The 26,403-nt window shown below is 61.4% G+C and carries 33 protein-coding genes; 26 read left to right on the top strand and 7 right to left on the bottom strand.

All coding sequences use genetic code 11. From position 1 onward, the window contains the following. The first annotated feature begins 18 nt into the window (after positions 1–18). From soxC to AAFG50_RS30465, 3 genes are all read left to right on the top strand, one after another. The gene (soxC, locus tag AAFG50_RS30475) at positions 19–1,287 is read left to right on the top strand and encodes a sulfite dehydrogenase (RefSeq protein WP_028174434.1); all 1,269 of its coding nucleotides are present in this window, start codon (positions 19–21) and stop codon (positions 1,285–1,287) included. Beyond that, entirely contained in the window at positions 1,274–1,816 is a 543-nt protein-coding gene (locus AAFG50_RS30470; RefSeq protein ID WP_011088861.1) for a cytochrome c, read from the top strand. The genes soxC and AAFG50_RS30470 overlap by 14 nt, the downstream gene beginning before the upstream one ends. Positions 1,817–1,930: 114 nt before the next feature. Continuing rightward, the gene (locus AAFG50_RS30465; RefSeq protein ID WP_028174435.1) at positions 1,931–2,215 is read left to right on the top strand and encodes a hypothetical protein; all 285 of its coding nucleotides are present in this window, start codon (positions 1,931–1,933) and stop codon (positions 2,213–2,215) included. Between the two features lie 6 nt (positions 2,216–2,221). On the opposite strand, the gene AAFG50_RS30460 is transcribed toward AAFG50_RS30465, so the two are convergent. After that, positions 2,222–3,436 (bottom strand): mandelate racemase/muconate lactonizing enzyme family protein, encoded by a 1,215-nt coding sequence (locus AAFG50_RS30460; RefSeq protein ID WP_028174436.1) that lies wholly within the window; start codon positions 3,434–3,436, stop codon positions 2,222–2,224. A gap of 176 nt (positions 3,437–3,612) precedes the next feature. Here AAFG50_RS30460 and AAFG50_RS30455 point away from each other — a divergent pair, with 176 nt between their 5' ends. Beyond that, positions 3,613–3,801 (top strand): hypothetical protein, encoded by a 189-nt coding sequence (locus tag AAFG50_RS30455; protein ID WP_028174437.1) that lies wholly within the window; start codon positions 3,613–3,615, stop codon positions 3,799–3,801. Between the two features lie 153 nt (positions 3,802–3,954). Here the strand turns inward: AAFG50_RS30455 and AAFG50_RS30450 are convergent, their stop codons facing one another. Then, on the bottom strand, positions 3,955–5,307 hold the full coding sequence (locus AAFG50_RS30450; protein ID WP_028174438.1) for a divalent metal cation transporter: 1,353 nt from the start codon (positions 5,305–5,307) through the stop codon (positions 3,955–3,957). Between the two features lie 20 nt (positions 5,308–5,327). On the opposite strand from AAFG50_RS30450, the gene AAFG50_RS30445 reads away from it, so the two are divergent. The 3 genes from AAFG50_RS30445 to AAFG50_RS30435 all read left to right on the top strand — a co-directional run bounded on the left by AAFG50_RS30445 (position 5,328) and on the right by AAFG50_RS30435 (position 6,123). Continuing rightward, the gene (locus AAFG50_RS30445) at positions 5,328–5,501 is read left to right on the top strand and encodes a hypothetical protein (RefSeq protein ID WP_198046595.1); all 174 of its coding nucleotides are present in this window, start codon (positions 5,328–5,330) and stop codon (positions 5,499–5,501) included. Positions 5,502–5,660: 159 nt separating this feature from the next. After that, positions 5,661–5,852, top strand: a complete 192-nt coding sequence (locus tag AAFG50_RS30440) for a DUF3606 domain-containing protein (protein WP_038966702.1) — start codon at positions 5,661–5,663, stop codon at positions 5,850–5,852. A 97-nt stretch (positions 5,853–5,949) separates the two neighbouring features. Next, positions 5,950–6,123 (top strand): DUF3606 domain-containing protein, encoded by a 174-nt coding sequence (locus AAFG50_RS30435; protein ID WP_011088855.1) that lies wholly within the window; start codon positions 5,950–5,952, stop codon positions 6,121–6,123. A 66-nt stretch (positions 6,124–6,189) separates the two neighbouring features. On the opposite strand, the gene AAFG50_RS30430 is transcribed toward AAFG50_RS30435, so the two are convergent. Further along, the gene (locus tag AAFG50_RS30430; protein WP_028174439.1) at positions 6,190–6,375 is read right to left on the bottom strand and encodes a hypothetical protein; all 186 of its coding nucleotides are present in this window, start codon (positions 6,373–6,375) and stop codon (positions 6,190–6,192) included. 331 nt (positions 6,376–6,706) lie between these two features. Here AAFG50_RS30430 and AAFG50_RS30425 point away from each other — a divergent pair, with 331 nt between their 5' ends. The 5 genes from AAFG50_RS30425 to AAFG50_RS30405 all read left to right on the top strand — a co-directional run bounded on the left by AAFG50_RS30425 (position 6,707) and on the right by AAFG50_RS30405 (position 10,498). Further along, entirely contained in the window at positions 6,707–6,901 is a 195-nt protein-coding gene (locus AAFG50_RS30425) for a hypothetical protein (RefSeq protein WP_161534046.1), read from the top strand. 309 nt (positions 6,902–7,210) lie between these two features. Continuing rightward, positions 7,211–7,684 (top strand): GNAT family N-acetyltransferase, encoded by a 474-nt coding sequence (locus tag AAFG50_RS30420; RefSeq protein ID WP_074076737.1) that lies wholly within the window; start codon positions 7,211–7,213, stop codon positions 7,682–7,684. 572 nt (positions 7,685–8,256) lie between these two features. Continuing rightward, a complete protein-coding gene (locus AAFG50_RS30415; RefSeq protein ID WP_011088851.1) occupies positions 8,257–8,823 on the top strand; it encodes a hypothetical protein in 567 nt (188 codons plus the stop codon). 408 nt (positions 8,824–9,231) lie between these two features. After that, positions 9,232–9,480 (top strand): hypothetical protein, encoded by a 249-nt coding sequence (locus tag AAFG50_RS30410; protein WP_028174441.1) that lies wholly within the window; start codon positions 9,232–9,234, stop codon positions 9,478–9,480. Between the two features lie 157 nt (positions 9,481–9,637). Further along, entirely contained in the window at positions 9,638–10,498 is an 861-nt protein-coding gene (locus AAFG50_RS30405) for a hypothetical protein (protein WP_028174442.1), read from the top strand. A gap of 100 nt (positions 10,499–10,598) precedes the next feature. Here the strand turns inward: AAFG50_RS30405 and AAFG50_RS30400 are convergent, their stop codons facing one another. Continuing rightward, positions 10,599–11,267: an SOS response-associated peptidase gene (locus tag AAFG50_RS30400; protein WP_028174443.1), complete on the bottom strand. Its 669-nt coding sequence runs from the start codon at positions 11,265–11,267 to the stop codon at positions 10,599–10,601. Positions 11,268–11,302: 35 nt separating this feature from the next. After that, on the bottom strand, positions 11,303–11,728 hold the full coding sequence (locus tag AAFG50_RS30395) for a hypothetical protein (protein ID WP_011088847.1): 426 nt from the start codon (positions 11,726–11,728) through the stop codon (positions 11,303–11,305). 292 nt (positions 11,729–12,020) lie between these two features. On the opposite strand from AAFG50_RS30395, the gene AAFG50_RS30390 reads away from it, so the two are divergent. The 4 genes from AAFG50_RS30390 to AAFG50_RS30375 all read left to right on the top strand — a co-directional run bounded on the left by AAFG50_RS30390 (position 12,021) and on the right by AAFG50_RS30375 (position 14,123). Next, on the top strand, positions 12,021–12,188 hold the full coding sequence (locus AAFG50_RS30390) for a hypothetical protein (protein ID WP_165448168.1): 168 nt from the start codon (positions 12,021–12,023) through the stop codon (positions 12,186–12,188). Positions 12,189–12,583: 395 nt separating this feature from the next. After that, positions 12,584–12,760 carry a hypothetical protein gene (locus AAFG50_RS30385; RefSeq protein WP_156149852.1) on the top strand — a complete coding sequence of 59 codons (177 nt, stop codon included), beginning with the start codon at positions 12,584–12,586 and terminating at the stop codon, positions 12,758–12,760. A 352-nt stretch (positions 12,761–13,112) separates the two neighbouring features. Then, positions 13,113–13,496: a response regulator gene (locus AAFG50_RS30380; protein ID WP_038966704.1), complete on the top strand. Its 384-nt coding sequence runs from the start codon at positions 13,113–13,115 to the stop codon at positions 13,494–13,496. A 264-nt stretch (positions 13,497–13,760) separates the two neighbouring features. Continuing rightward, positions 13,761–14,123: a hypothetical protein gene (locus AAFG50_RS30375; protein ID WP_231166551.1), complete on the top strand. Its 363-nt coding sequence runs from the start codon at positions 13,761–13,763 to the stop codon at positions 14,121–14,123. Positions 14,124–14,272: 149 nt separating this feature from the next. Here the strand turns inward: AAFG50_RS30375 and AAFG50_RS30370 are convergent, their stop codons facing one another. Beyond that, positions 14,273–15,808, bottom strand: coding sequence for an FAD-dependent monooxygenase (locus AAFG50_RS30370; protein ID WP_028174444.1), 1,536 nt, complete (start codon positions 15,806–15,808; stop codon positions 14,273–14,275). Between the two features lie 661 nt (positions 15,809–16,469). On the opposite strand from AAFG50_RS30370, the gene AAFG50_RS30365 reads away from it, so the two are divergent. From AAFG50_RS30365 to AAFG50_RS30330, 8 genes are all read left to right on the top strand, one after another. Then, positions 16,470–16,808 (top strand): hypothetical protein, encoded by a 339-nt coding sequence (locus AAFG50_RS30365; protein WP_028174445.1) that lies wholly within the window; start codon positions 16,470–16,472, stop codon positions 16,806–16,808. An 849-nt stretch (positions 16,809–17,657) separates the two neighbouring features. After that, a complete protein-coding gene (locus tag AAFG50_RS30360) occupies positions 17,658–17,948 on the top strand; it encodes a hypothetical protein (RefSeq protein WP_038966699.1) in 291 nt (96 codons plus the stop codon). Positions 17,949–18,008: 60 nt separating this feature from the next. Further along, the gene (locus AAFG50_RS30355; protein WP_231166744.1) at positions 18,009–18,203 is read left to right on the top strand and encodes a hypothetical protein; all 195 of its coding nucleotides are present in this window, start codon (positions 18,009–18,011) and stop codon (positions 18,201–18,203) included. Then, positions 18,200–18,499, top strand: coding sequence for a hypothetical protein (locus tag AAFG50_RS30350; RefSeq protein ID WP_011088840.1), 300 nt, complete (start codon positions 18,200–18,202; stop codon positions 18,497–18,499). The genes AAFG50_RS30355 and AAFG50_RS30350 overlap by 4 nt, the downstream gene beginning before the upstream one ends. A gap of 79 nt (positions 18,500–18,578) precedes the next feature. Further along, positions 18,579–19,007, top strand: coding sequence for a GNAT family N-acetyltransferase (locus tag AAFG50_RS30345; protein ID WP_028174447.1), 429 nt, complete (start codon positions 18,579–18,581; stop codon positions 19,005–19,007). Positions 19,008–19,253: 246 nt separating this feature from the next. Continuing rightward, complete coding sequence (locus AAFG50_RS30340; protein WP_028174448.1) at positions 19,254–20,516, top strand: CoA transferase; 1,263 nt, start codon at positions 19,254–19,256, stop codon at positions 20,514–20,516. 186 nt (positions 20,517–20,702) lie between these two features. Then, a complete protein-coding gene (locus AAFG50_RS30335) occupies positions 20,703–21,932 on the top strand; it encodes an acyl-CoA dehydrogenase family protein (protein WP_028174449.1) in 1,230 nt (409 codons plus the stop codon). A 9-nt stretch (positions 21,933–21,941) separates the two neighbouring features. Next, complete coding sequence (locus tag AAFG50_RS30330; RefSeq protein ID WP_011088836.1) at positions 21,942–22,505, top strand: flavin reductase family protein; 564 nt, start codon at positions 21,942–21,944, stop codon at positions 22,503–22,505. Between the two features lie 25 nt (positions 22,506–22,530). On the opposite strand, the gene AAFG50_RS30325 is transcribed toward AAFG50_RS30330, so the two are convergent. Continuing rightward, positions 22,531–23,439 (bottom strand): NAD(P)-dependent oxidoreductase, encoded by a 909-nt coding sequence (locus AAFG50_RS30325; protein ID WP_028174450.1) that lies wholly within the window; start codon positions 23,437–23,439, stop codon positions 22,531–22,533. A 177-nt stretch (positions 23,440–23,616) separates the two neighbouring features. Here AAFG50_RS30325 and AAFG50_RS30320 point away from each other — a divergent pair, with 177 nt between their 5' ends. Together AAFG50_RS30320 and ilvD are read left to right on the top strand one after the other, a co-directional pair. Continuing rightward, positions 23,617–24,600, top strand: a complete 984-nt coding sequence (locus tag AAFG50_RS30320; RefSeq protein ID WP_028174451.1) for an ABC transporter substrate-binding protein — start codon at positions 23,617–23,619, stop codon at positions 24,598–24,600. 77 nt (positions 24,601–24,677) lie between these two features. Then, positions 24,678–26,372 (top strand): dihydroxy-acid dehydratase, encoded by a 1,695-nt coding sequence (ilvD, locus tag AAFG50_RS30315; protein ID WP_028174452.1) that lies wholly within the window; start codon positions 24,678–24,680, stop codon positions 26,370–26,372. Positions 26,373–26,403 lie beyond the last annotated feature (31 nt).

The following is a 26,403-nucleotide window of genomic DNA, read 5'->3' as shown; positions in this document are numbered from 1 at the left end:
GCCAGCCGGGGGCCCGCAATGACCAGCACGACACATGCCGACGATGATCCCGTGACGACCACTCGTCGTCGCTTCCTGACTGCCGGCTCGGCCGCGGTCGGCGGCGCCGTTCTCGGCACAAGCACTGCTGCTGCGGAGTCCGACAATCTTCCGCCCAATGTTCCCGAATGGATGAAGGCACCGGGCGAGCCGACGGGAGGTCAGCTCTATGGTGCGCCATCGCCCTTCGAGAAGGGCGTCGTCAAGAACATCTCGAAGGCTCTCAAGCAATACATCTCGGCGTCCAGCCGGACGCCCTTGCAGGAGCTCGACGGCATCATTACGCCGAACGGGCTGTTCTATGAGCGGCATCATGGCGGCGTCCCGACCATCGATCCGGCGCAGCACCGGTTGATGCTCCACGGCCTTGTCGAACGGCCCCTGATCTTCACCATCGACGATCTGCGGCGCTTCCCGTCAGAGTCGCGCATCCACTTTCTCGAATGCTCCGGCAATCCCGGTTACACCAAGCCGTATGGCAAGACGGCATCGGATCTCGTCGGCCTGGTGAGCTGCGCGGAATGGACCGGCGTCAGCCTTAAGCTGGTGCTTCAGGAGGCGGGGCTGAAGCCGGAGGCCAAATGGGTGGTTGCCGAGGGGGCCGACTCGGCCGCGCTGACGCGCAGCATTCCGATCGAGAAATGCCTCGAGGACGCCATGCTGGTCTACAGCCAGAACGGCGAGCGGCTGCGACCGCAGCAAGGGTATCCGCTGCGATTGTTCCTGCCGGGCTTCGAAGGCAACATGAGCGTGAAATGGCTGCGCCGCCTGCATGTGACTGCCGAGCCCGTGTATTCGCGTGAGGAGACTTCGAAATACACCGATCTCCTGCCCGACGGCACGGCGCGGGAGTTCTCCTTCTACATGGAAGCGAAGTCGATCATCACCCGTCCCTCCGGCGGTCAGCGTCTGAGCGCGCCCGGCTTCCACGAGGTCACCGGCATCGCCTGGAGCGGGCACGGCAAGATCGCCCGCGTCGAGGTGTCCGTCGACGACGGGAGGAGCTGGCAGGACGCGCGATTGCAAGAGCCGGTGCTGACGCGTGCGCTGACACGCTTCCGTTTGCCGTGGCAATGGGACGGCAAGCCCGCGGTGATCCAGAGCCGCGCCATTGACGAGACCGGCTATGTGCAGCCGACGCTGGCCGAACTGCTCGCAGTGCGCGGCGAGAATTATTTCTACCACAACAATGCGGTCTGGCCCTGGCGCATCGCGGCGGACGGCGAGGTGACCAATGCGCTGGCGTGAGATTTGCGGCATCGCATTAGCAATCATGCTGTGCACCTTTGGGAGCGTTGCGCAGGCGCAAAGCCCTTATGGCATCGGTCGGCCGGCGACGTCCGCCGAGATCGCGGGTTGGAATATCGATATCGGGCGCGACGGCAGCAATCTGCCGAACGGGAGTGGTTCAGTCAGCCGTGGCCGTGAAGTGTTCGCTCAACAATGCGCCTCGTGTCACGGCGAAAAAGGCGAGGGCGGCTTGGGTGATCGGCTCGCCGGCGGGCAAGGTACGATCGGAACAGCCAGGCCCATTCGCACCGTCGGCAGCTATTGGCCTTATGCGCCGACGCTGTTTGATTATATCCGTCGCGCCATGCCGCAGAACGCGCCGCAATCGCTAAGCGATGAGGATGTCTATGCGGTATCGGCCTATGTCCTGAACCTGAACGGGCTAGTGGGAGCGGACGCGACGCTCGACGCGAAATTGCTTGCGGCCGTGAAGATGCCGAACCGCGACAGGTTTGTCGGCGATGCGCGGCCCGACGTCAAAAAGTGAACGCGCGCGGGGGACGAGGTTCCCTGCGTTGGCTTGGAACTTGCTTCGGCGAAGGCGGAACTCGCGGGACGTCATTGAATTAACCTGCGAGAGGAAAAAAGCACGGATCCTTCGATGGCAGCTGATCGCTTCGCTAACTCTATGTCCAAGGCGGTTCGCCATCCCGGCGTGATCGCGTTGATCGTGGCCGCATTGACGATTGCTGCGATGCTGGTCGTGGATCATGGGCCGTGGAGCCGGGCCAAGACGCAGCCGGCCCATGTCGCGATGTATGCAACCACGGGCGAGGCCGCACACGCCGCCGGCGCCAAGGTGCTTCCCACCGAACCGAAATCGCCGGTCGAGCCTGAGCGGCCGGGGCCGAAGACGTCCCCGACCGTCAATCCCGTGACGCCGTAGTCCCCGTTAGCTCTTGCGACCATAGTTGAGAAGACCGCCGTTCGTCTTCGGCGGATGCGCGCGCAGCGCTTCTTCGTTCGGCTCGGTGCCCCAGCCGGGCCGGTCCGGAATGATCAGATGGCCGTCCTCGATTTCCGGCTCATGCGTGAACAGCTCGCGGTCCCAGGACAGGCGATCGATGTCGATCTCCATGATCCGCAGGTTCGGAACGGCCGCGCAGAAATGCGCGTTCATCATCGAGCAGAGATGGCCATAGAAATTATGCGGCGCGACGTTGACCTCGAACGCTTCCGCGGCTGATGCGATCTTCATCGATTGCCAGACGCCGTTCCAGGGCGTGTCGATGATCGCGACGTCCATCGCTTGCTCATGGAAATAGGGCAGGAATTCGCGCAGGCCCAGCAGCGTCTCGCAGGACGAGATCGGATGCGGGCTCTGCCTGCGGATGTAGCCGAGCGCTTCCGGATTGAAACTGTCGATCTCGATCCAGAACATGTCGAGGTCCGCGATGGTGCGCAGGATCTTCAGGTAACCCTCGGTCTTGGCGTTGAAATTGCAATCGAGCAGGATGTCGACGTCGGGGCCCGCGCCGTCGCGGATCGCTTCCAGATGCATGCGCAGGTCGCGCAGGATCTTGCGGTCGACGTTGATCTCGGGTGTGAAAGGTGAGCCGAAGCCGGGCCGCCAGCCGGTTGGCTTGCCGTCGTCGTAGGAGAAGATGTTGGTCTTGAGCGCAGTGAACTTCTTCTCGCGCACCTCGCGGCCCATCGCCTTGACGCCGTCGAGGCTTTCGATCGGCGGCTTGTACCAGGACGGATGATTGATCCGCCACGTCGCGCAATGCGACCAGTAGACCCGGACACAGTCGCGGATCTTGCCGCCGAGCAGCTCATAGCAGGGTACACCGAGGCACTTCGCCTTGGCATCGAGCAGGGCGTTCTCGATCGCCCCGAGCGCTTGCGCCACCACGCCGCCAGCGGCGGGGCGCGTGGCGGCGAACAGCTCGGCGTAGATGCGCTCATGCTGGAAGATATTCTGCCCGATGATGCGGGTGGATAGGCGCTGGATCGCCGCGCCGACGCCCGGTGAGCCAAAGCCTTCATCGAACTCGCTCCAGCCGACGATGCCGTCGTCGGTCGTCAGCTTGACGAAGTGGTAGTTTCTCCAGCCGGCATCGCAGGCAAGGATTTCAAGGCTTGTTGCTTTTGACGATTTGGTCATGTCGCTCCCTGTCGCCCAGCGGGACTTTGTTTTTCTTGTGGCCAGGTCGCAAGGCCCGGTCCTGACGGCAACTGTTAGGCCAACCATGGACCGGCGTGAAGCCCGCAGCGCTGCGGCCGAGGCTGCCTCTCGCCCCTCTTTGGCGGGGAAATGCCGTTGGACCCGGCGGGACGGCCATGATCTTTCCGGGGATCGTCGCGAAAATGCGCCGGGCGCTGACGTTTTTGGCCACAATCGGGACCGACCCTCCACCCATGAAATTTCTGGGCATGATCTCGCTTCTGGCGCTGCTCACAATCAGCGGGGCCGCTATTTCCGATCAGTTTCTGACGGCCGATCAGCACGTTGCGCAAGGGGTGAAGTAGCGCGGCGAGCGAAGGCGCTTTTGTCTTTGCAGTTGTCTTGGGGGGACAGCGATGCTTTCGATAGACCAGTTCTTGCGGCTCATCAGCGTGCCGGCCCTGTTTGCGGCCTTCATCATCGCATCGCAGGTTTCGGCGGCACTGTCGCAAGGTTAGTCAGCGAACCACTGACGAGCCGAGCAGAGCGAGGACTGCCAGCGCCATCAGCGCGGTGCCGAGCCAGCCCAGCGCGACCAGCCACGACCGGGCCCTGAAACGGCCCATGATCGCGCGGCTCGAGACGATCAGCATCATCATCGCCATGATCGGAACGGCGACGATTCCGTTGAGCACGGCGCTCCAGACCAGCATGTGGATCGAGTCGATCCCGGTGAAGCCGAGGCCGAAGCCGATCGCGGTCGCGGCCGCGATGATGGTGTAGAAGCCGGCGGCCTCGTCGGGCTTTGCCTCGAGCGTGGCACGCCAGCCGAAGATTTCCGCAACACCGTAAGCCGCCGACCCCGCCAGCACCGGGATCGCCAGCAGGCCCGTGCCGATGATGCCGAGCGCGAACAGGGCGAAGGTGAAGTCGCCGGCGAGCGGCCGCAGCGCCTCGGCCGCTTCCGTCGCCGAATTGATGTGGGTGACGCCGTTGGCGTTCAGCACGGCGGCCGTGGTCAGGATGATGAAGAAGGCGATGCCGTTCGACAGCAGCATGCCGAACGTGGTGTCGGCCTTGATGCGCGCGATTTCAGGGGCGCCGCCGCGCCGCGTCTCCTCGCGCAGCGGCTGGTCGCGCTTGCCCTGGTTCATCTCCTCGACCTCTTGCGAGGCCTGCCAGAAGAACAGATAGGGGCTGATGGTGGTGCCGAGCACGGCGACCACCATCATGAAATAGTCGGCGCTGACATTCGCCTTCGGCCACACCGCGGCGAGCAGCGCGGTGCTCCACGGGATCTCCACGGTGAAGGCGGTCGCGACATAGGCGAACAGCGCCAGGGTGAGGAATTTCAGCACCGGCGAATAGCGGCGATAGGGCAGGAACACCTGGAGCAGGGTCGAGCCCGCCGCGAAGATCAGCGCGTGCTCGTGGTTGAGACCGCCGATGACGAGCGAGAGCGCCTCGGCCATCGCGGCGATGTCGGCGGCGATGTTGAACGTGTTGGCGGCGACGAGCATGGCGACGAGCGCCAGCACCGCCCAGCGCGGCGCGATCCGCATCACGTTGGCGGCAAGCCCTTTTCCGGTGACCCGGCCGATCTGCGCGCTGACGAGTTGAATGGCGATCATGAACGGCGTGGTCAGAAACACCGTCCAGAGCAGCCCGTAGCCGAATTGCGCGCCGGCCTGCGAATAGGTGGCGATGCCGGATGGATCGTCGTCCGCCGCCCCGGTGACGAGGCCGGGACCCAGTCGTTGCAGCAGCGTCGGCCCGGACTTCGTCGGTGCGTCGGTGCGGTCGTGCTTGGCGGGGCGGTGTTTCAGGGCGGACCTTCCGGAATTGCGAATCCTGATCTTAAGCGCGTTCATGGCCGCAAAGTTCCTGCACAATGAGCGTCGTGCGTCTGCTGAAGCCGATGCTGCCAGCCCTTGCGCGCTCCGGCGCGCGGCGGCGCTCGCTGTTGCTGAGCTTCATGCCGGTGGGCGATCGGGCGAGCATTGAGGCCTGTCGCGCCGTCCGCAACGTGCGCATGGACACCAGCGAGGTGTTTATCTCCTCCTGAGCGATAATTCCGGATGCGGAGGAACGTCGCTTCATCGCGCATGTTGTCTCCGCGGCGACGGAATCTTCGCAAGGAGCGGGACAGTCACCATCGCGGCGACGGCGGCGTCAAGCCCGCCTTGTCGCGGTTCGGCCTCACCCCTCACCAGCAGAGACAGTCATGAACAGGCTCAAGCCGGCCAATATTCGCAATGCGCTCGACTTGAGCGACAAGGTGCAGGTGAAGACCCTGCGCAAGCGCCTCAAGCTGTCGCCCGATCAATTCGCCGACGCCCTTCGCAAATCGGGCAATTCGATCTCGGCCCTCGTCAAGGAAGCGGCCGCTGCGAGGCCCGGCAAGCCGGAGGCGTAAGGCGCCGGCCTGACCGCGCTGGCGAAGCCGGCAGCCGGATTAGGAACAGCGAGCCGACGACGACGTTTCCCGTTTTCAGGAAGCGAGGAATTGGCCGATGGACAATCTGACGAAGCGCGAGCAGCCGGACCGCAGCAAGATCAACATGGACGAGGCCTTCGAGGTCAAATACTGGACCCACGCGCTCGGCGTGTCGAAGGAGGAGCTGCAAAAGGCCGTCGACAAGGTCGGCAATTCGGCCGCGGCCGTCCGCAAGGAGCTCGCAGGGTAGGGCATGTCGCCGACAGCATCGTGCGCGAGCGCCATGAGAACAACGAGACGTGAACTTCGCGTCCGGCTACTTGACGCTGACGAACATGCCCCAGACCGCGGCCAGCGCCGCGCCGGTGAAGACGACCACCGGATTGTCGCAGAACGTGCCGCCGTAGCGGCACACGTCCGCGCCGAACTGGCCGAGCTCGTGATGGCTCGCGGAGTAGAACAGTCCCGACAACCCCAGCAATGCGGCGGCGACGTAGTACATCGGCGATCTCTCCGAAAACCTTTCCGGTTGCGCCCTCCTGGGAGGGCATGTCCCAGCCTGACGCGAACAGATTTCATTCCGCCAAATCCGATTTGCTGCATTTGAATAAAGTTTGCTCCGTCGGGCAAATCACTGGCATGATGGCAGCATCGGGCATTTCCCAGCGAGCCCCGCATGGCCGCTTCTCGCCCTTGCGGACTTCAGCCGTTGCGACTGCGACACCAGCGTTTGACCCCGAGCAGAATAGGTAAGCCCGCCTCGGAAATTTGAATCCATCCCGGGAACAAGTTGCAATTCTGTGCGTTAGGTGGCGTCGTTGGGGGAAACCATCGTGCCGACCGCCGAGTACTATTTGAAGCAAGCCGAAATCGCGTCCCGGATGGCTCTGGCAGAATCCGACCCGGAAAAAGCGAGGGCCATGCATATCCTCGCCCTGGAGTATTACGACAAGGCCTACCTTGCGCAGGTCCAGGAAGCGTCGCCACCGCAGCCAACCAGCTCGGCCAACATCATCCAGAGGCAGTGAGAGCGCGATCGTTGACGGTTTCGGATCTCGCCTCTTGGGGCCCTTCGCACACATGGTGGCCGACGGGCGGATGTTTCGCTTTGTCATTCCGCCAAATCCGATTTGCTGCATTTAAATAGAGTTTGCTCCGTCGGGCAAAACACTGGCATGATGTCAGGATTGCCACAGCGCGTAGGATGGGTAGAGCATTTGCGAAACCCATCGCTCGGTCCCACCCGATGAAGACGATAGCGGCGTGCTCGGTCACATGCAGCGGATGATGGGTTTCGCTGCGCTCTACCCGTCCTTCGGCTTACCGGAGAAAGCGCGATGATCCGTCGTGCCCACGCGTCAGATATCTCTCGGGTGGCCGCTCTCTATCACGCGGTTTGGCACGAGACCCAGGCTCCCTTCATGCCCCACGCAGAAATTATCCGTCGGTCCATGGAATTTTTCCTGGAAAGGATGACGGCACTTTTGCCTTCGACTTTGGTAACGGAGTTGAACGAAGAGGTCGTGGCGTTTTCGGCGTGGAGAGGCCGGCTTCTGGGCCAACTTTTTGTGGCGATGCCGCATCGAGGGACGCGCGTCGCGTCAAGTCTGCTGACAGCCGCTGAAATTGAGATGGCCAAGGGAGGTATTGCCGAGGCAGAACTGCACTGTGTCGTCGGCAATGAACGCGCGCGCCGCTTCTACGAGCGCATGGGCTGGCATCACAAAGCGGACATCATGGAGCAGGTTGCCGGTGAGCACGGGCAAACCGATGTTCCGTTCTGGTGCATGACCAAGGTTCTCACCCTCTAGCACACGTCCATCGACCACTCTCGAGAGCCCGCGTGGCCGCTTCTCACACTTGCGGACTTAGCCGCTGCGACTGCGACGCCGGCTTTTGACCCACAGCTATTACGGATATTGGTGGCTGCGGAAATCGACGTCACTCAATGCTCACCTCCTGAGTTGCAAGCGGAACGACGCAAAGCATGAAGAGCGGCACAGAGTCGCTGCGGCCATGTGCACCGTGCTTCGTCCGGACAGCAGGAGAAATTGCATTTTGCATAGCGCATTCGGTCAGGATAGCTGACGGTGCGCGCTGCGTTTTCCGGGCGTGACGCTGACGTCCGCCGCGTTCCATGCTATTATGTCAATATGCCAGGTCGTTCGGTCGAGCCTTGTATTGAGGTCAAAACCGATGATTGGAGCCACCATCCCCACCTACTTCGTCAGTCCAAGGCGAAGCATCAGGAAAGCATGATCACGTTGACGCTCGGCGCCGGCGTGCAACTCGATTCGACAGGAGAAAGCATACGCAGGTCGATTTCAACTCGCGGCAGTTCACGGCGGAGACCTGAGCCGCCGCTTGATCTAAGGAGGCACTCATGAACGTCATCAACGTGCGCAGAGTCCCCACATTCACCGCAGCGATGAGACTCACCAAAGCAACGGCCTTTGCTGCAGCGCTCGTGTCCTTTGCCCCCGCGGCTGTCGCGGGAGAGCCGATTGAAAAGAAGGGGACTACTCCTTATGTGACGCACTTTATTTTTCGACCCTTGATGAGCATTGACACCGCCGAACTCGGCAAGGCCACGACGCTGGAGGCGGTCGGGACCACTCAAAACATGAAGGGAGAGAAGATGCTGGACAAGATGTCGGCACGCTGCGTGGCGCTGAACGTCGCGTCCGGAGACAAGAAATACATTGACGGAGCTTGCGTGCTCGCCGACAGCGACGGCGACAAGATTTTCTCGACCTTCGATACGCGAGACCTCGACAAGGCCCAGCCGAAGATGGATTGTGGAACGCATATCATCACCGGCGGCACCGGAAAGTATAAGGGCATCACCGGAAGCGAACCATTTGCGTGCATAACCATGCCTGCGTTGGCTGGCTCTGGCGATTATTTTGCGATGGACATCCCGCACAACACGTCCTGGGAAATCAAGTGATCCTGAACCCGATGCCGCCGTAAAGATGGTTGTTGAGGCGGCCATCAATCGCTGAACGAGAGCCTAGCCCACCACAGCTGGGCTCTTCTTCTGTTCATGATTTAGGTCAGATGGTCCGCCCGTGGTCCTTGGCGGACGTGGTGGCAGACGGGCGGGTATGCGCTTTGTCTCCAGGCGGCCATCTGCAACGTGACAGCCCCGATGAAACACGCCTGAAACAATCCTGAAACCCGATTGTCCTGAACTCCTTTTTCGCCGGCACCGACCAACCAAGCGAAAAGGAGACAATCATGATCCAGATCGGTTCGAAGGAAGAAGTCGCGTTCCTGCTGGCGCTGTTCGGCACCCACACCCAGCCGGTCAAGCGGCCGAAGCCGAAATCGCGGCAAGGATGAAGGCGCTGATCCCATGCCCGGCTTGGCCGAATGCCAGAGCCTCTTGCGGCTCCTGATCGCAAGGGGGGATCCGAAGGCCATCCCCATCGCCAAGGGCGCCATCGATCAGTATCTCAACACGGCGCCGGTCAGCGCCCGCGGGCGCGGCCTGCGCGTGCTCCAGCGCGATGCGCTCGACCAGCACAACCTCGCGGTCGGCGTGCAGCGCTCGTTCGCCGAAACGGTGGATGCGTATATCGAGCGGAAGCTGGCGGAGGAGTGAGCTGTCGCTCTCAGATCCCAAGGGCCGCGGCAGAGCCAGGCCACAAGTTTGTTTGTTGCAGCCTTGTGTATCGATAGAACATGTAATCTAAATCAGATACATCTCGCATCCGCACAACTAGCTCTAGATTCGTTCGAGGGCAGCGGGAGACGTGCGAATGAGCGACTATCCGGCGCGGCTATGGGAGTTCGGTGCGGCAGTCATTACCTATTGGTTATGGTGGGTAGCCACCGTGCCTTTCCTCTTAGATCAGCTTCTCAGCAAGAACTTTTGGTCTCCTGCAACAATCGGATGGATCGATCGACGATGGCCTCCAGAGAAGCGCCACAAGCTTTTCAAAAGACTTGCAGTCGTTGGCCTTGTTTTGGGTTCTTTTCAGGCCTTCGATCATGTGAATAGCCAACTTAAAACCGCCAACAGTGAACTAACGGCGATCAAAGCCGCCAAAGGCAGCTCGTCGAGTGTGCCTAATGCCATTCGGCCGGAGGGGGCTGATCACAGCATTCTTGTTGCTGGCCGCTATTATTCTCCCGACAACAAGAACGAAGTTTCGGGGCGTCTTGATAAGATATCCGAGGCAATAAAGAGGGCTGACCAAGAAATGCTGGTACCAGCCAACAAAATACTAAATCAGAGATTTCTTGTGCGCCCTGTTGGAGAGGCGGGAACGCATCTTGAAACTCTGGTTGGGATTAACGACGCCGCAAAAAGAATGGATACCTACCTCTACGACAGGTTGCTTGCGGTCGAACAAGATTACCGCGTGGAGATGAATAACATTCTGCTTCCAAGAGAGCCTTTCGACAAGTTTATGCGTGCCGCTGATGAGTATCGCAATGCCATTTCCGTTTGGATGAAACTTAGCAATGGTATTTCAGATGATGAGGCTTCTCGAGAATTCCGACGATTAGTCACAGCATCCGGTGGGGCCTTCAATGCCGCTAGGGACGAATTCGCGACATGGCTGTCGCAAAGACAAAATTTGATCGAGCAGGCTAGAAGGGAGTTGCGCCATTGACCAATCAGAAGCGCCCACGCCAAAGCCTGCACGCCATGGCGGATTGGCGCCGGCCGCTGCTACGTCCGATGTAGCTTATGATTTGGAACGGGGCAGGGGCTTATACGGACGAGACGATATCTTCCTTGTCTGCTCCCCGGGCGACGATCTTCAACTCCTCGTCCCGCAATGGCCGCTGAAGTGCCTTCGCCTCCTCCCAAGGTGCACGTAACCACACATCCAGCTCCTCGGCCGTGGTCAAGATCACCGGCATCGCCTTAGGATGAATCGGTTCAACAACTGCATTCGGTGTCGTGGTGAGGAAGCCATAGACCTGATGCGGTCCGGGAATCGGCTTTGACTTCGTACCGCGGTCACCGTTGAAGGTCGTCCAGATGCCGGCGAACGCGAACAGCGGACGTGCCTCGGCAAGTGCAAACCAGACGACATCTCTCTTCTTTGTCTCCGGGTTGGGCTCCGGAGCGTATTCGGCAAAGCTGTTGACCGGCACGAGGCAGCGGTGCTCCGGCTTGAGCCACGCGCGCCAGTGCGGCGACGAGGTGTTGCGAATGTTGGTCACGGGTGGACCGCCGGTGCGTGGCGGTGGCGGCATGCCCCAGCGCATCATCACCAGTTCGCGTTCGCCATTGCCTGCATCACGGATGACTGGCGCTGGAAAATCCGGAAACACTCCCGGCATCGGCGGCAGGTTGCCTTCATAGCGGCGGACGACCCGGAAGAGGCCGGCGATCGCCGCCTGGTTGGTGGTGATCGAATAGAGATTGCACATAACTGCCTGCTTGGAAGGTCCGAGACTTGTGGGTTCTAGCGCTCTTCGTCTGGGTGAACCCACTTGTATGGCGTGATGCTCCGTGTTTCGGTCAGCTTGATCATGTGGACGGGTGGCGCGGAACGTCCCTTCCGGCATGATCGGCACCTGAGGGATGCCTCCAGCTTCCAGATCGGCGTATCTCGCGGTCGGCGGATCGCATCGAGCGGCAGGCTCGCGCGCGTCTTGCACCTGTTGCACTCGACCTCCAGCCAGCCCATGCCGCCGTTCAGGCATTGCCCGATTGTCGGAGACGGCTGCGACGGGCCGCCGTAACCTTCCATCCGGACGGACCAGGCCTGGCCTTCGGCTCGATCGGCTTCGCGGACTGCCTTCTTGGCTTCTTCTCGCGCATGCTTGGCGTGAATTTCCGCGCCCATGATCTGGCCGCTCCAGATGACTTCTCGTGATTTCGTGCTCATTCTGCCATCAAAGCGGCGTGCGAACAGGTTGGCAAATTATCGATTCCTAGGGGGCGGCGAAGGGCGGGAGCTACTGCCTGTCGTGGGTGTGGATAAGATCGGCCGGCGCTAAGGAGCGCATGCACAAATGCGCGAATGTCGGCTTCTGATGACTAAGCAGAACTTCGTTTGAAATTTGAGCTTGGCCGGTTTTGACCCATAGCAGGCTTCGGGGCCAACCGACCGCCAGCGCGCCGATTGCACTCCTTATTTCTCACGCTAAAATAGTGCGTCAGCTGCGAGGAAATGCATGATGGAACGCTTCATTCGCAATGAAAACATCCGCCACTATCGCAAGCTCCTTGAAGAAGAGCGGGACGAGGAGAAGCGGAACATCATTCGAAAACTCCTTGCCGAAGAAGAAGCCAAGGACGTACCGGCAAGCAGCGAAAGACCGAACGACAAGTCAAAGCACCCGTGACAGGGTAAAACTACAGGAACAAATCTGCGGTCTGCACGTACAATTGTTCGCGCCTTCGGGACATAGCAGCCCGGTTACTTGATCAACAGACGCTTGAGCGCATTGCCCGGTTGGTGGTCGGGTTCGAGTCCCAGAAGACCAGGCTTCGTGTAGAGTAGCACCGCCGCAATGGCCACCTCCTTCACGTATTCTGGCACACAGCGTGAGTTCGCGCAGGGACAACGGCATGTTCGAAGTCAGAGTTAAAGCCGACCGACCCGACGGTAAACTTGTAGTTGTTTGCAAAAGTACGCCGAAACTCGGGTAATCGTGTTATACTTTGCGTATCATCGCCCCATCCTAGGCAGTTATCGGTGACTGAGAGCGTAGCGCTCCCGCCCTTCGGGAGTTCAGCCATGCCAGATTACCGCGTCTATTTTATTGAAGCCGATGGCCGCATCTATCAACCGCCTCAAATAATAAAGTGCGCGGACGATCAAGACGCCACCGAAAAGGCGCGCCAATTCATTGATGGAAAAGATGTTCAGGTTTGGCAGATGTCCCGCTTGGTGGCGAAGTTTCCACGTAAGTGAGGCCGCCTCGGCAGTGTCTCAAAGTCAATTTCGCCCAAGTAGAGGACCAAAGGCCGGTCATTTAAGCTGGCGTTCCCCTTCATTTATCCACTCAATGGCAGTCGCTTGTTGGCCCATCGCTTCTGTTGACGCGGTGCAGCTAGATGTCGGCTCGTTGAGGCAAACGGAAGTTTTGCAGCCGAGCGTCATATCGACGCTTTTGACCCAACTCAGACATCACTGGGCGGCCAACGCAGGCGGCCGAGCCTCCGTCGCCCGTCATTCCTTCCGGGCAAATGTTCACTTTTGAACTTTTGTTCCTCCAATGCGTTGCGCCTGCTGCGGCTCGGGTTGACGCTGCGTGGAGGGGGAGATGGAAGGCGTGCCCATTATTCTCGTGGTTGAGGACGAGGAACCATTGCAGGAAATCGTTCACGACGCCTTGAAGGAGGGCGGCTTCGACCTGACGACGGTCGCTTCCGGACAAGAAGCCGTGGCTATGGTGGAAAGCGGCGTGGTCAAGTATTCGGCGCTCGTAACCGACGTCAACCTCAAAGGGCCGATGAAGGGTTGGGAGATTGCGCGCCTTATCAGGCAGATCGATCCTGCATTTCCCGTGGTCTACATGACGGGCGCCGCAGCCGAAGATTGGGCGTCAGAGGGAGTGCCCAACAGCGTTCTGCTGGAGAAACCGTTTGCTCCAGCGCAATTGGTTACTGCGGTATCCCAGCTTCTCAACGCAGGCTCGCCCACCTAGCGGGTGCACTTCGGCTATTGGCCCTTGGCGGACAAAGCGGGTAACTGACCTTTCATCCGCTTTGTGAATGCAAACCGGACATCCTGAAGCGGGTGCCGGTAGCGAAAGTTTGACTCGTCGGGCAAAACACTGGCAGAATGGCATCGTCGAAAGAGTTTGGTTCAGCCCGCGCGGAGCAATCCGTCGCGGGATTTTTGTTTTCGGAGACGCGATTGCTTTTTTAGAATGAGGTTTGCAATGGGAAGGTTGAAGAGAAGGACTGAATTGTATCTCCCTGTCGCCCAGCATGTCGTCAGTGAAGGTTTCAGAGCGCCAACGCTGGCAGACATTGAGGCGTTGGCAAGAACCAAGACGGAAGCCGCCCTCAACGTGCTTGCCGCAATCATGCTGAGAGAGACAGCAAACGCGTTTGCGCGCGTGGCCGCCGCAAATGCCATTCTCGACCGAGGTTGGGGTAAGCCGGTGCAGCCTTTGGCCACTGACAAAGCCCCACTCGAATTGTTGCATCGGATCGAACGCGTCATCGTGCATCCGGACCATTCATCGGCAATCGCCGACGAGATTGGCGAAGCGGAGCTTCTGGAGACGTCGCAAAGCATCTTGCCTTCGGACAAGAAGTTGCAATGACCGGATTCCACGGCGATTGTCTTCGCGAAATCGAGTTTGACGCGTCGGGCAAGGCACTGGCAGAATGGCATCATCGAGATGAATTTGGATCAAGCCCGCGGGGATGCCGCGGGCTTTGTTCGTTTCGAGGGGGCGGATGAGTTTTGTTGCTATGTCGCGACAGGCGGCCCAAACCATAGTGTCAGCGCGTCCGCAAGGCCGCGCTGGCGCGCGTCGCCCGTCCACGCCACGTGTCCGTCGGGCCGCACCAATACGGCTTTTGGCGCTGCGACCGGCCCGATCGCTGGAAGCTCCCAGGGGCCCTGGTAGCTGGTGTCGACGACTGCGACGCGATCCGCCCAGGGTGCGATATCGATGCAGCCCGGCTTGGCAAAATTGAGCAGCAGGGGACGCGCGCCCTGCAGCAGGGTGAACAGTCTTTGCGAACCGCCTGGTGTGACGAGGTCGAGGTCGGGCATGCGGCGTCCGAGCAGCGGATGGTCTTCGCCGAGATCGTAGCGGATGTCGAGGCCGCTCATCATCGCGCCGACGCGCTTGCGCGGCTCGTCCATGCCGAGCAGGTCGGACACCACCTCGCGCGCGGCCTTGAGGCCGTCGTCGCCGCGGCGGAGCAGGGCGATCTGCGTCATGGTGTTGCGCAGCACGCGCGCGGCGACGGGATGGCGTTCGGCATGGTAGCTGTCGAGCAGGCTGGCGGGCGACGTGCCCTTGACGACCTGCGCCAGCTTCCAGCCGAGATTGACGGCATCCTGCACGCCGGTGTTGAGGCCTTGACCGCCGACGGAGTGATGGATATGCGCGGCATCGCCGGCGAGCAGCACGCGTCGCTCGCGATAGGACGCAGCCTGCCGCGCCGCATCGGTGAAGCGGGAGATCCAGGCAGGATTCTTGAGACCGAAGTCGGTGCCGTACACGGCGACGAGGGCTTCGCTGAGATCGCGCAAGCCGGGCTCGCCGCTGCGCGCGAGCGTTGCTTCCGTCACCACGACCAGCACGCGCCCGCTCTCCGTCTTGCTGAGGCCGTGAAAGCCGAGCGCGTCGTGACGCAGGCCCCAGGCCGGCTCCTCGCTCATCTCGACCTCGGCCATGAGGTTGCTGAGCGTCGGTTCGAAGCCGGCGAAGTCGATGCCGGCGCTCTTGCGCACCAGGCTGCGGCCGCCGTCGCAGCCGACCAGATAGTTCGCCCGCAACGTCTCGCCGCCGGACAGCGCGAGGTCGACGCCGGTCTCGTCCTGAACGAAGCCCGTCACCTCGAAGTTCCGGTAGATCGGGACCGCGAGCTCCTCGACCCAGTCGGCCAGGATGCGCTCGATGTGGCTCTGCCGCAGCGCCAGTCCGTAAGCGTGGCGGGTGGGGAGGTCGCTGATGTCGAGCCGGGTCCAGGCGAAGCCGGCGAGCTGCGTGACTTGCCCCTCGCGCAGGAAGCGATCCGCGACGCCGCGCTGATCGAGGATCTCGATGCTGCGCGCGTGCAACCCGCCGGCGCGCGTGCCGACGAGGTCCTGATCCGCGCGCCGCTCGACGATGGCGACGTCGACATCCGCGAGCGCGAGCTCGGCGGCCAGCATCAGGCCGGTCGGGCCGCCGCCGGCGATCACCACGGCATGATCGGTCGGCGCCGGCTTCCCGGTGCGGGTTCGCTCGGTCCGGCCGCGTGAGCGGGATGTCGGAAGCAGTACGGGCATGTCGTGATCCCTCGACTTGTTGCTGGGGCGGGGGTTGTACGCGAAGGTCGGGGACTTGAAGCAAGCCCCTGGCGCACCACATATCTAAGTGGGAGGAAGGTCATTCTCCTGTTGCGGCCCACGGTGTTTGACACGTCGGGCAAGACACTGGCAGAATGCCATCATCGAAACGAGTTTGGTTCGGCCCGCGCGGGACAATCCGCGGCGGGCTTTTTCATGTCCACCTGGTGTGACGACAATTTCGTTCAACACAGGATTTGACTCGTCGGGCAAGACACCGGCAGAATGACATCATCGAGACGAGTTTGATTGACCCGCGCGGAGAGCATCCGCCGCGGGTTTTTTCGTTCTCGATCGGAATCGGACGGCGGCAACGCATTGCGGCCACGCACTCGACAAACCTGGAGCGCCGATCGGCGCGCCGTCGTCCGAACCATTGCTGGCCGTGCACGCGCGAACGTGCCGGCCCGCGGCGCTGGGCCTGTTACCCGCGCCGCTGCGGTCTCCGGGATTTACGGAGATAGGGTTCGCGCCCGAAACGATCGCGCCTCGTTGCGCGATCTGCCGCGCATTTCTCTTGTTATGGAGAGACGATGACCGCCTACCTGATATCGCTCGCGCTCGCGGGCCTGGTTGCAATCGTGCTGTGGGAGATTTTTTCGTGAGCGAGGAGATTGAAGGCGAGCTCGAGCATGCACCGGCGCGTTTGCCCGTGCGAGGGAAGACGACCAGGGCGCGGACCTTGACCGAGATCCGCTCGCTCGCGCGCAGCCACACCAGAACGGCCCTCAGGGTGCTCGTCGGCGTCATGCGCAGCGAGGATGCAACGCCGGCGGCCCGCGTCTCGGCCGCCAATGCCATCCTCGATCGCGGCTGGGGCAAGGCCGCGCAGCCGGTCGAGAACGGCGAGGACGGAATGCTGGAACTGATTCAGCGGATCGAGCGCGTCATCGTGCATCCGGCAAGCTCGAGCAGCGCTGACGCTGTTCACGACGCTTGAGACAGCGGAGATCCCGATCTGCAATCTCGCCTCGATGATCGTTGACCCGTCGGGCAAAACACTGGCAGAATGGCATCATCGACAGAAGTTGGTGTTGCCCGCGCAGGACGCAGTCCAGCGCGGGTTTTTCGTTCTGATGCCTGGCAGAACTGCCATCGGAGACAAGAATGGCGTCCTTCATGAAATTCTGCACAATCGCGACCTTGAATCGTCGAAATCATTCTTGATTCAAGGAGCCGTCCGACTTTGAGAAGGGACGCCTGACGTGGACGACGGAGAACTGCGGTCGCTGCGATCGCAGCCGGCCGCGCTATCCCGAGGATTTGACAGATGAGGAATGGGCGTTGGCGGGGCCGCCGATTGCTCCAGCCAGCGTCGGCGCTTCTCACAATCAGTCCGCGGAGACCAGTCATGGACACTGAGCAATTGGTGGGCGCGATCCCTGCGGTCAATAACTTCTCGACGGTCGCTTCTATCGTATGCGTGCTTCCAACATACTTTCTTCGTCTTCAGCCCGCGACTTATAGACTCGTCCTGTCCCTGGGCATTGTCTTCGGTCTTTCGATCTTGGCGACCGCGATGGCGGCAGTCTTTTGGCCGCTTCCGCACCAGATATCTCGAGATGCTGTTATCTTCGCGGTCGTTCTCTTTTCGCCGCTCGTCGTTGTCCTCATCGCGATACTTGCGCGCATTAGGCGCGTAAGCCGTGTTGGCCTATGGAGGCACGGTCGTTCTGGCTTGCGTCATCCTCGATTGGGCTGGAATCTCTGGGCTTATACTTGTTCTTGGGTCGTAGTGTCGCCCGGCTGACCTGCATTTCATACCTAACGAAGGGATCAACTGACCGCCATGGCCGACAAGCTTCCGTCCTATGCTCAAGACAATCTGGCTCTGGTCGGAGAGATGACGTCTCAGATCGCCGCTGCGGCGGTGAGCGATGGTGTGTCGGTGCCTTTTATCCCTCCCGATGCGTCGTTTCCGCTCTCGCCGCAAGGCGACTTCGAGAGACTATTCGGACCGTGGCCCACGTCTTCCGGCGGCGTCCTTGCTGGTTTCAATCGAGCTCCGCAGGGACAACCCGACACACCAAACAACGAAGACTGGTCCGCGATGTGGCGCAGGCGCACCGGCCTGCGCTAGGGCGAGCGAGCGCATCCATTGTCCATCCTGAAAATTCCAACCGCCAAGATATTCGAGCCGCTGCTGAAACCCGCGCGCTACAAGGGCGTCTACGGCGGACGCGGCTCGGGCAAGCTCCTGGTTTGGGACAAGGTGCTTGGCTTTGGCTCCACTGACGCCCTGGCGGGATTTGCGGCGATCACCGCCAATCTCGTGGTCTCCTTCTATTTCGCCAAGCGCGGCTTCGAGAATGTTGCAAGGATCATCAAGCGGTGAAGATGGCGGATGACGAAATCAAGGCAATTGTCGCCGAAACGCTGGCCGAGCAGCACAGATTCCAGCAGGAGAGCATCGATGCGATCGTATTGAAGGCGGTGGCGTCGGTGCTGGCTTCCTTTGGAATCGAAGATGACGACCGGAAGGAACTGAGGGCGGATTTTCAGCACCTGCGACGCTGGCGGAAGAGTGTGGAGCAGGCACAAAGCTACACATTCAAGGCGGTGATCACGGTGCTTGCCACCGGTCTGATGGGGGCCGTCTGGCTCGGCGTCAAGGTCGTATTGGGTAAATAGACATACACGGCGCGAGGCCGCTGTCGTTCGCGCTCAAGGGCAGCCAATCCCATTGGGCAACCGATATATGGGGCTTTCGATGTACAGAATTCGTATCGCCGATGCGGACGATGAGGAGATTGCCGAGACCCTCGGCGATCTGCACCGGCTCACATTCTTCGATTGTGCCGTCATGCCGCAATTCGAGTTGGGTACGTGGTGGCTCGCCTACCACAAGGATGATCCGGTCGCCTTCGCCGGCGTTCTGACGTCGACGTATGCGCGAAACAGCGGGTACTTTGCCCGAGTCGGCGTCCTGCAAGGGCATTGGGGACGGGGGCTCCAGCTCCGCCTGATGCGAGCGATCGAGGCAAGGGGGCGGCGCATTGGATGGGACAGCATCGTCTCGGACACAACGGACAATCCGGTATCCGCCAATAATTTCATCCAGGCTGGCTATCGGCTCTATGAGCCCGAGGTACCCTGGGCCTGGTCGCATACGCTTTACTGGCGAAAACGGCTGCGCTGAGTTGGGGAGCCGGTGTTTCCCGTGATGCGGAACGCGGCGTTCGCGGCGTAGAACTGGGCGCGCGAGACGCGGTGCAGGCCTGCACGCCCATAATGTCGAGAGGCCCGGCAGCTTGACAGCTGCCGGGCCCTTTTTGCGTTTTCAGACGATGTGGCTGAAGCACTTGCGAAGTCGGCGGCGCCGGGCTTTAAGTTTCCCCTTGCAGGAAATTCGGCGATTATAAGCCGATGTAAGGGAGCGCTATCGATGTCCACCAAGCCTCAATTGCCGGAACGTTCGTCGCGAGTGGCGGGAGGGCCTACGGCGCTCGATGGTCTGCTGGTCGTCGATTTCACGCGGGTGGTTGCTGGGCCGGCGTGCACCCAGACGCTTGCCGATTTCGGCGCGCGCGTCATCAAGATCGAGAACCCGGACGGCGGCGACGACACGCGCGCGTATGAACACGCCGAAACCGGCGGCGAGAGCGCCGCTTATCTCAGCCTGAACCGCAACAAGCGCGGTATCGCACTCGACCTCGCCGTGCCCGAAGCTCGCGAGATCGCGCTGGATCTGATCCGCAAAGCCGACGTGGTCGTCGAGAATTTTTCGAGCGGGGTCATGAAGAAATTCGGCCTCGACTACGAAGCGGTCGCGCCGCTCAATTCTCGGCTGGTCTATTGCTCGATTTCCGCCTATGGGCGCACCGGGCCGTTCGCTTCGCGTCCCGGTTTTGACCCGATCACACAGGCGGAAAGCGGCTTCATGTCGCTCAACGGATTTGCCGACGGTCCTCCAGTCCGCACCGGCCCGCCCATCGTGGATATTGCGACGGGGATGACGGCCTGTAACGCTATCCTTCTGGCCCTGCTGGCGCGGGATCGGTTCGGCCGCGGCCAACATGTCGAGGTGGCCCTGTTCGACATCGCCATGGCGATGACGAGCTTCTACGGCATGGCCTATCTGATCAACGGTGAGAACCCCGGACGGTTCGGCAATTCGCCGAGCGGGTCTCCCACCGTCGGCGTCTACGAGGCTTCCGATGGACCGCTTTACATGGCCTGCGCCAACGACCGGCTCTATCGCCGGCTGGTCGTCGAGGTGCTGAACCGGCCCGACCTCATCACCGATCCGCAATTTGCGACGCGCAAAGCACGCTCCGAGAACAAGGAGCTCTTGCGGGCAGCCATTGCGGAGGTCTTTGCGAGCGATACCCTCGAGAACTGGATGGCGAAAATGAAGCTGGCCAATATCCCGGTCGGCTATCTCCGTACCGTCGAAGAGGGCTTTAATGCACCCGAGGCCCGCGACCGCCATCGCTTGAGCCGGATTCCGCATCCTACGGCGGACTGGGTCCCCAACATCGAAACGCCGATTTCCATGAGTCTGACCGGCGCGATTGATCCGGTTGCCGCCCCACTGTTGGGCGAGCATACCGAGAACGTCTTGCGCGACACGCTGGGTTACGACCAGCGTCGGATCACGGAGCTCACCCAGAGGGGTGTCTTTGGATCAGGCAAGCCCTCGGTTTGAGCCCGAGTGGTTAACCTTGAGGGGCGGGCATCGCGGCGTACCGATCGCTGCTTTGCAACACGGCTGTTCGCGATATCGCATCCTTTCAAGCAGCCCGGGTTCAGGGCGACGCCACTGTGTTAGTGTTGCATCGGCTTGATTTGGCAAGGTTCCCGCCGCATAAGTGTGGGAAAGCGAGGGATGCGAATGGCGCCTGGTCAAGAACCCAGCGTGGGCCAGCCTGCGGGGCCGGAATCCGGCGAACGCGCCTATGCGGCAATGATCGCGAAGGCTCGGGCGCTCGTGCCACGACTGCGAGAGCGGGCAGCCCGAACCGAAGAGCTACGCTACCTTCCGCCCGAGACCGAACGGGATCTGCACGACGCCGGCCTGTTCCGGATGCTCCAGCCCAAGCGCATTGGCGGCGCCGAACTCGACTATGTCGCCCTGATTGATTGCGCCGATCTTCTCGGACAAGCGGACGCGTCGGCGGCCTGGAATCTCGCCAATCTGGCGAGCCATCATTGGATGCTCGGCATGTTCGAGCAAAAGGCGCAGGATCTGGTCTGGGGCAGCGACCCGGATGTGCTGATTGCATCCTCATTCATCTTTCCTGCGGGCCGCGCCACGAGGGTCGAGGGCGGATACCAATTGCACGGAAGCTGGCCGTTCTCCTCGGGCGTTGCGTCCTGCGAATGGAACATGCTTGCAAGCGTGGTTTCCTCTGATGATGAAGCAGACGGCATCGAATACCGGATCTTCTTGCTTCCGAAACATGACTACAAGGTGCTCGACACCTGGAATGTCGCAGGATTGCGCGGTACGGGGTCTTGCGACGTGGAGGTCAGGGAGGCCTTCGTGGCCGACCATATGACGGTTGCCGTCGGTGAGCTTGCCGGCGGCCCGACGCCCGGAAGCAAGGTCAATCCCAATCCGTTATACGCGCTACCCGTGTTCTCGCTGTTTCCCTACGTCCTGTCCGGCGTCGCGCTGGGGAACGCGCAGGCGTGCCTGAACGACTATATCGAGGTCGTCCGTCATCGCATTTCCACCTACAACCGCGCCAAGCTGAGCGACTTCCAAAGCACGCAGATCAAGATCGCGGAGGCCTCGGCCAAGATCGATGCTGCACGTCGGACCATGCGTTCGGCGTGTATCGATGCCATGGAGGATGCACGACGCAGCCACATTCCAGACATGGCGACCAAGACCAGGTACCGACGTGACGGTGCTTTCTCGGTCAATCTATGTACCGACGCGGTCTCAATGCTATTTGCGGCGAGCGGGGCGCGCGGGCTCTTCACGGCGGGCGTGTTGCAGCGGCAGTTTCGCGATGCGCACGCGATCAACTCGCATCTCGCATTCAATTTCGATGCGGCCGGGACCAATTATGGACGCGTGGCACTGGGCCTGCCGTCCGAGAATCTCACGCTGTGAGGCCGGCCGATGAATGATCTGCCGAAGCAGCCGGCCGTTCCAGATCCAGCCAACGAGCTCGCGAGCGACAGCTCGCCAATTGATCCCCGTGATTTTCGCAGCGCGCTCGGCACCTACGGAACAGGCGTCACGATCATCACTGCCGTGGCCCCCGACGGAAGACCCTATGGCATCACCTGCAATTCCTTTGCATCGGTCTCCTTGAATCCTCCTCTCGTCCTCTGGAGCCTCGGAGTTTATTCTTCGAGCCTGACCGTGTTTCAGAACGCGAGCCATTTTGCCGTCCACGTGCTCGGCGCTTCGCAACAGGCGCTCGCAAATATATTCGCGAAATCGTCCGACGATAAATTCGCTGGCGTCGACTGGACGCCGGGGCTCGGCAACGCTCCCGTGCTTGCCGAGAGCGTCGCCAATTTTCAATGCCGTTCCGTCAACCGCTATTATGGCGGCGATCATGTGATCTTTCTTGGGGCGGTCGAGGCCTATGCCTACAATGCCAAGGATACATTGCTGTTTGCACGCGGGGCGTATGGCCGGTTCGTGGCCAACGATGAACGCAAGAAAACACCGTAACGCGTTTCAGGTCGCACCCTGTGGCTCAATATTCCGTTGCTGAAAGCTTGTAGATCTCCAGCGCGTCCGCATCCGCGCCTCGCGCGGCCTTGGCCAGCCTGAAGAGCTGTCCCGCAAGCGTAGCCATCGGCACCGGTGTCGACGTCGTCTGCGCGACATCGGCAACCGTATCGAGGTCCTTGAGCATCGTGGCGATATGGCCGAGCGGCGGTGAGTGAATGCCCTGGACCATCCTCGGGACGAAGAGCTGAAGCGGGATCGAATCCGCAAATCCGCCCGCGAGCGCTTCGGGCAGCCGATTGGCATCAATTCCGGCGTTCACGGCGAGACGCGTTGCTTCCGCGAGAACGGCCATCGCGCATCCGACGATCACCTGGTTGCAGAGCTTTGCGGTCTGACCGGCGCCGGTGGGGCCCATGTGAGTGAACCTGCGGGCCATAGTCAGCACATAGGGCCTCACCCTCTCGATGTCGGAAGCGTCTCCACCGGCCATGATGGCAAGCGTGCCTTCCTCGGCGCCCTTGGTGCCACCGGACACCGGTGCATCGATCCAGCCTGCGCCGTTCGCAGCTTTCAGTCGCGTTGCGAGGTCGCGCGCGGCGTCGGGATGGATTGACGAGAAGTCGACGACGAGCTTGCCTGCACCGGGAGCCGTTGAAAGACCTTCGGCTCCGAAAATCACCTCTTCCACGGCCGCGGCATCCGTCACGCACATGAAGACGATGTCCGAGCCCGCCATAACGTCGCGGGGGCTGGCTCCGTGCCTTGCGCCAGCTTCGACGATTGGAACGACCTTGCCCTCTGATCGGTTCCAAACACTGACCTGATAGCCGGCCTTGAGGAGGCGCCGGGTCATGGGCGTTCCCATGAGTCCAAGGCCGAGATAGCCGAACCGCTCGTCGCGTTGCGGGTTTGCCTTGCTCGCATCAGCCATAGGTTGCCTCCTCCTGTCGCAGCACAACGTCACGCGACCGCCGCTTTACCATACATGGCGCGTTCCGCGGCGAAACCGGACCGCTTGCATGGCTTGCCTGATTGTTTGAACCATGAAACATTTGGGCCGGTCGGGTTGGGTGGTGCCGGTCGGCGCCTGAGCAACGGAGTGGGCGCGATGCGAACGGTTTCGAGGTTGATGCTGGCGACGGGGGCGGTGGCGGCCCTGATTGCGGGCGCAAGCCCCTCACGGGCGCAGCAGACGATCCGCGTTGGCTGGACCATCCCGGCCGAGGAATCCAAATACTGGATGATGCGCAGGCCGGCTGAATTTCCTAATATCGGCAAGACCTACAACATTGAATGGACCCAATTTCAGGGCACCGCGCCGATGACGCAGGCATTGGCGGCAGGCGCACTGGATTGCGCGACGCAGGCGCCGCTGTCGCTCTCCAACGGTGTGGTCGGCGGCAATCTCAAGGCCTATATCGTGGCTCAGCACGTCTTTGAGAAGCCCGGCGGCTTCTCGGTCTACTGGGCTGTCATGGATGACTCGCCAATCAAGACCATTGCCGATCTCAAGGGCAAGACCGTCGGCATTTCCGTGATCGGCGGCGGCACGCAAGGGCCTTTCAACCTGCTCCTGAAGCAGAATGGCGTCGATCCGGCCAAGGATATCAAGCTGGTCGAGGTCGGCTTTGCCGTCTCCGAGGACGCGTTGCGCCAGGGCCGCGTCGACGCGGTCAACATGAACCAGCCGTTTGCCGCCCGCGCGGAAGCCAAGGGTGGCACAAGGAAACTGTTCTCGCTGTCCCAGGCGATGCCGAACATCGTGCACATCCTGGAAGCCTGCCGTGCCGATTTCGTCGACAAGAACCCGGAATTGGTCAAAGCCTATGTTCGCGACATCACTTCGGGCATGAAGAAGGTGCTGGCGAACCGCGAAGAGACCCTGAAGGTCGTGTCCGAGGTGCTGAAAGCGCCTGTTCCGGTGCTCGAGACCTACCTGCTCAAGGACAACGACTTTGGCCGTGATCCGGGGGCGGCACCGAACTTCCCCGCGATCCAGAAGATGCTGGACATCTACGCGGAGACAGGAATGCTGCCGAAGCTGGACGTCGCACAATTCAAACATCCGACGATCGTCGCACCGCTGCAATAAGTGTTCGCGCCGTCTTTTGAGAGATGAAGTTGCGATGTCCCGCCGCGTACGGGACATCGAACGTAGATGATGCAAATATGAAGAAGTTGCGATCACGGATAACGACAGACGGCCTCGACCGGGCCCCGCACCGCGCATTCATGCGCGCAATGGGGCTGGACGATGCGGCAATCGCCAAGCCCATGGTAGGCATTGTCAGCATGAAGGGCGAGCAGACGCCCTGCAACATGACCCACGACTTCCAGGTGGCCGCGGCCAAGACAGGTATTGAGGAGGCCGGCGGCACGCCGCGCGAATTCTCGACCGTGTCGGTCTCTGACGGGATCAGCATGAATCACGAGGGAATGAAGTTCTCCCTCTTTTCGCGCGAGCTGATCGCCGACTCGATCGAGGCTGTCGTTCATGGTCTCGCCTATGACGCGTTGATCGGATACGGCGGATGCGACAAGACGCTTCCCGGCGTGATGATGGGCATGGTTCGTTGCAACGTGCCGTCGATTTTCATCTACGGCGGCAGTTCGCTGCCGGGGCGCGTGGACGGGCGAACGCTGACCGTGCTCGACTCCTACGAGGCTGTCGGCAGCTTCATGACCGGAGAGATCGACGGCGCCACACTGGAGCGGATCGAGCGCGCCTGCCTGCCGACCATCGGTGCGTGCGCCGGCCAGTTTACTGCGAACACCATGGGAATGGTGTCGGAGGCGATAGGGCTGACCATTCCCAACGTCTCGATGGTGCCTGGTGTCTACGCCGAGCGCGCGCAGATCTCGCGACGCGCCGGGCGGCTGATCATGGAAATGCTGGAACGCGGCGGGCCGCTGCCACGAGACATCGTGACGCGGAAATCCCTGGAGAATGGCGCGGCGATCGTCGCCGCTACGGGCGGCTCGACCAACGCCGCGCTGCATCTGCCGGCGATCGCGAACGAGGCCGGCATCGCATTCACGATCGACGATGTCGGCGAGGTCTTTGCCAGGACACCGCTGATCGGAAATCTGCGGCCCGGAGGCAAATACACGGCGAAGGATGTCCACGATATAGGTGGCGCCGCCGTAGTGATCCAGGAGTTGATCAGAAGCGGTCACATCGACGGTAACTGCATCACCATCACCGGCCGGACGCTTGCCGAAGAATATGGCGCGGCCAACGCGCCGGACGGCGAGGTCGTTTACGCGGCAAGTGCGCCGATCATGCCGGATGGCGGTGTCGCGGTGCTGAAGGGCAACCTCTGTCCGGACGGTGCGGTCATCAAGGTCGCAGGTTTGAAGAGCCAGTCCTTCGAGGGCGTTGCGCGCGTTTTCGAGGATGAGGAGGCCTGTGTCGCAGCGGTTCGCGACCGCAGCTACAAGGCAGGTGAGGTCCTGGTGATCCGCAACGAAGGGCCGGTTGGCGGCCCCGGCATGCGCGAGATGCTCGGCGTCACCGCGCTGATCTACGGGCAGGGCATGGGCGAAAAGGTGGCCCTGATCACCGACGGGCGGTTCTCCGGCGCGACCCGCGGCATGTGCATCGGCTACGTGTCCCCCGAAGCATTCGTTGGCGGTCCGTTGGCCCTCGTTCGCGACGGCGACAAGATCCGGATTGATGCTGCAAACCGGCGTATGGACATGCTGGTCGACGAGCAGGAGCTGGCGGCGCGCCGACGTGATTGGAAGCCGCGCCCGCCGCGTCACCGCGCAGGCGCGCTCGCAAAATATGCGCGGCTGGTTGGCCAGGCGCCGGGCGGAGCGGTCACCCATGAGGGGCCGGCAGAATGGCCTTGGTTCGAATGACGCGGCGTACCTGTGCGAGAACGGCCACCTG

This window comes from Bradyrhizobium sp. B039, assembly GCF_038965675.1.
GTDB classification, from domain to species: domain Bacteria; phylum Pseudomonadota; class Alphaproteobacteria; order Rhizobiales; family Xanthobacteraceae; genus Bradyrhizobium; species Bradyrhizobium diazoefficiens.
Note: the sequence above shows the minus strand (reverse complement) of the source record. Positions and strands in the feature narration are given on the sequence as shown.

Excerpts from the sequence above, each read along its gene's own strand:
- soxC (WP_028174434.1), top strand. The coding sequence starts at position 19 with ATGACCAGCACGACACATGCCGACGATGATCCCGTGACGACCACTCGT.
- AAFG50_RS30470 (WP_011088861.1), top strand. The coding sequence starts at position 1,274 with ATGCGCTGGCGTGAGATTTGCGGCATCGCATTAGCAATCATGCTGTGC.
- AAFG50_RS30465 (WP_028174435.1), top strand. The coding sequence starts at position 1,931 with ATGGCAGCTGATCGCTTCGCTAACTCTATGTCCAAGGCGGTTCGCCAT.
- AAFG50_RS30460 (WP_028174436.1), bottom strand. The coding sequence starts at position 3,436 with ATGACCAAATCGTCAAAAGCAACAAGCCTTGAAATCCTTGCCTGCGAT.
- AAFG50_RS30455 (WP_028174437.1), top strand. The coding sequence starts at position 3,613 with ATGATCTTTCCGGGGATCGTCGCGAAAATGCGCCGGGCGCTGACGTTT.
- AAFG50_RS30450 (WP_028174438.1), bottom strand. The coding sequence starts at position 5,307 with ATGAACGCGCTTAAGATCAGGATTCGCAATTCCGGAAGGTCCGCCCTG.
- AAFG50_RS30445 (WP_198046595.1), top strand. The coding sequence starts at position 5,328 with ATGAGCGTCGTGCGTCTGCTGAAGCCGATGCTGCCAGCCCTTGCGCGC.
- AAFG50_RS30440 (WP_038966702.1), top strand. The coding sequence starts at position 5,661 with ATGAACAGGCTCAAGCCGGCCAATATTCGCAATGCGCTCGACTTGAGC.
- AAFG50_RS30435 (WP_011088855.1), top strand. The coding sequence starts at position 5,950 with ATGGACAATCTGACGAAGCGCGAGCAGCCGGACCGCAGCAAGATCAAC.
- AAFG50_RS30430 (WP_028174439.1), bottom strand. The coding sequence starts at position 6,375 with ATGTACTACGTCGCCGCCGCATTGCTGGGGTTGTCGGGACTGTTCTAC.
- AAFG50_RS30420 (WP_074076737.1), top strand. The coding sequence starts at position 7,211 with ATGATCCGTCGTGCCCACGCGTCAGATATCTCTCGGGTGGCCGCTCTC.
- AAFG50_RS30415 (WP_011088851.1), top strand. The coding sequence starts at position 8,257 with ATGAACGTCATCAACGTGCGCAGAGTCCCCACATTCACCGCAGCGATG.
- AAFG50_RS30410 (WP_028174441.1), top strand. The coding sequence starts at position 9,232 with ATGCCCGGCTTGGCCGAATGCCAGAGCCTCTTGCGGCTCCTGATCGCA.
- AAFG50_RS30405 (WP_028174442.1), top strand. The coding sequence starts at position 9,638 with ATGAGCGACTATCCGGCGCGGCTATGGGAGTTCGGTGCGGCAGTCATT.
- AAFG50_RS30400 (WP_028174443.1), bottom strand. The coding sequence starts at position 11,267 with ATGTGCAATCTCTATTCGATCACCACCAACCAGGCGGCGATCGCCGGC.
- AAFG50_RS30395 (WP_011088847.1), bottom strand. The coding sequence starts at position 11,728 with ATGAGCACGAAATCACGAGAAGTCATCTGGAGCGGCCAGATCATGGGC.
- AAFG50_RS30390 (WP_165448168.1), top strand. The coding sequence starts at position 12,021 with ATGGAACGCTTCATTCGCAATGAAAACATCCGCCACTATCGCAAGCTC.
- AAFG50_RS30385 (WP_156149852.1), top strand. The coding sequence starts at position 12,584 with ATGCCAGATTACCGCGTCTATTTTATTGAAGCCGATGGCCGCATCTAT.
- AAFG50_RS30380 (WP_038966704.1), top strand. The coding sequence starts at position 13,113 with ATGGAAGGCGTGCCCATTATTCTCGTGGTTGAGGACGAGGAACCATTG.
- AAFG50_RS30370 (WP_028174444.1), bottom strand. The coding sequence starts at position 15,808 with ATGCCCGTACTGCTTCCGACATCCCGCTCACGCGGCCGGACCGAGCGA.
- AAFG50_RS30360 (WP_038966699.1), top strand. The coding sequence starts at position 17,658 with ATGGCCGACAAGCTTCCGTCCTATGCTCAAGACAATCTGGCTCTGGTC.
- AAFG50_RS30345 (WP_028174447.1), top strand. The coding sequence starts at position 18,579 with ATGTACAGAATTCGTATCGCCGATGCGGACGATGAGGAGATTGCCGAG.
- AAFG50_RS30340 (WP_028174448.1), top strand. The coding sequence starts at position 19,254 with ATGTCCACCAAGCCTCAATTGCCGGAACGTTCGTCGCGAGTGGCGGGA.
- AAFG50_RS30335 (WP_028174449.1), top strand. The coding sequence starts at position 20,703 with ATGGCGCCTGGTCAAGAACCCAGCGTGGGCCAGCCTGCGGGGCCGGAA.
- AAFG50_RS30330 (WP_011088836.1), top strand. The coding sequence starts at position 21,942 with ATGAATGATCTGCCGAAGCAGCCGGCCGTTCCAGATCCAGCCAACGAG.
- AAFG50_RS30325 (WP_028174450.1), bottom strand. The coding sequence starts at position 23,439 with ATGGCTGATGCGAGCAAGGCAAACCCGCAACGCGACGAGCGGTTCGGC.
- AAFG50_RS30320 (WP_028174451.1), top strand. The coding sequence starts at position 23,617 with ATGCGAACGGTTTCGAGGTTGATGCTGGCGACGGGGGCGGTGGCGGCC.
- ilvD (WP_028174452.1), top strand. The coding sequence starts at position 24,678 with ATGAAGAAGTTGCGATCACGGATAACGACAGACGGCCTCGACCGGGCC.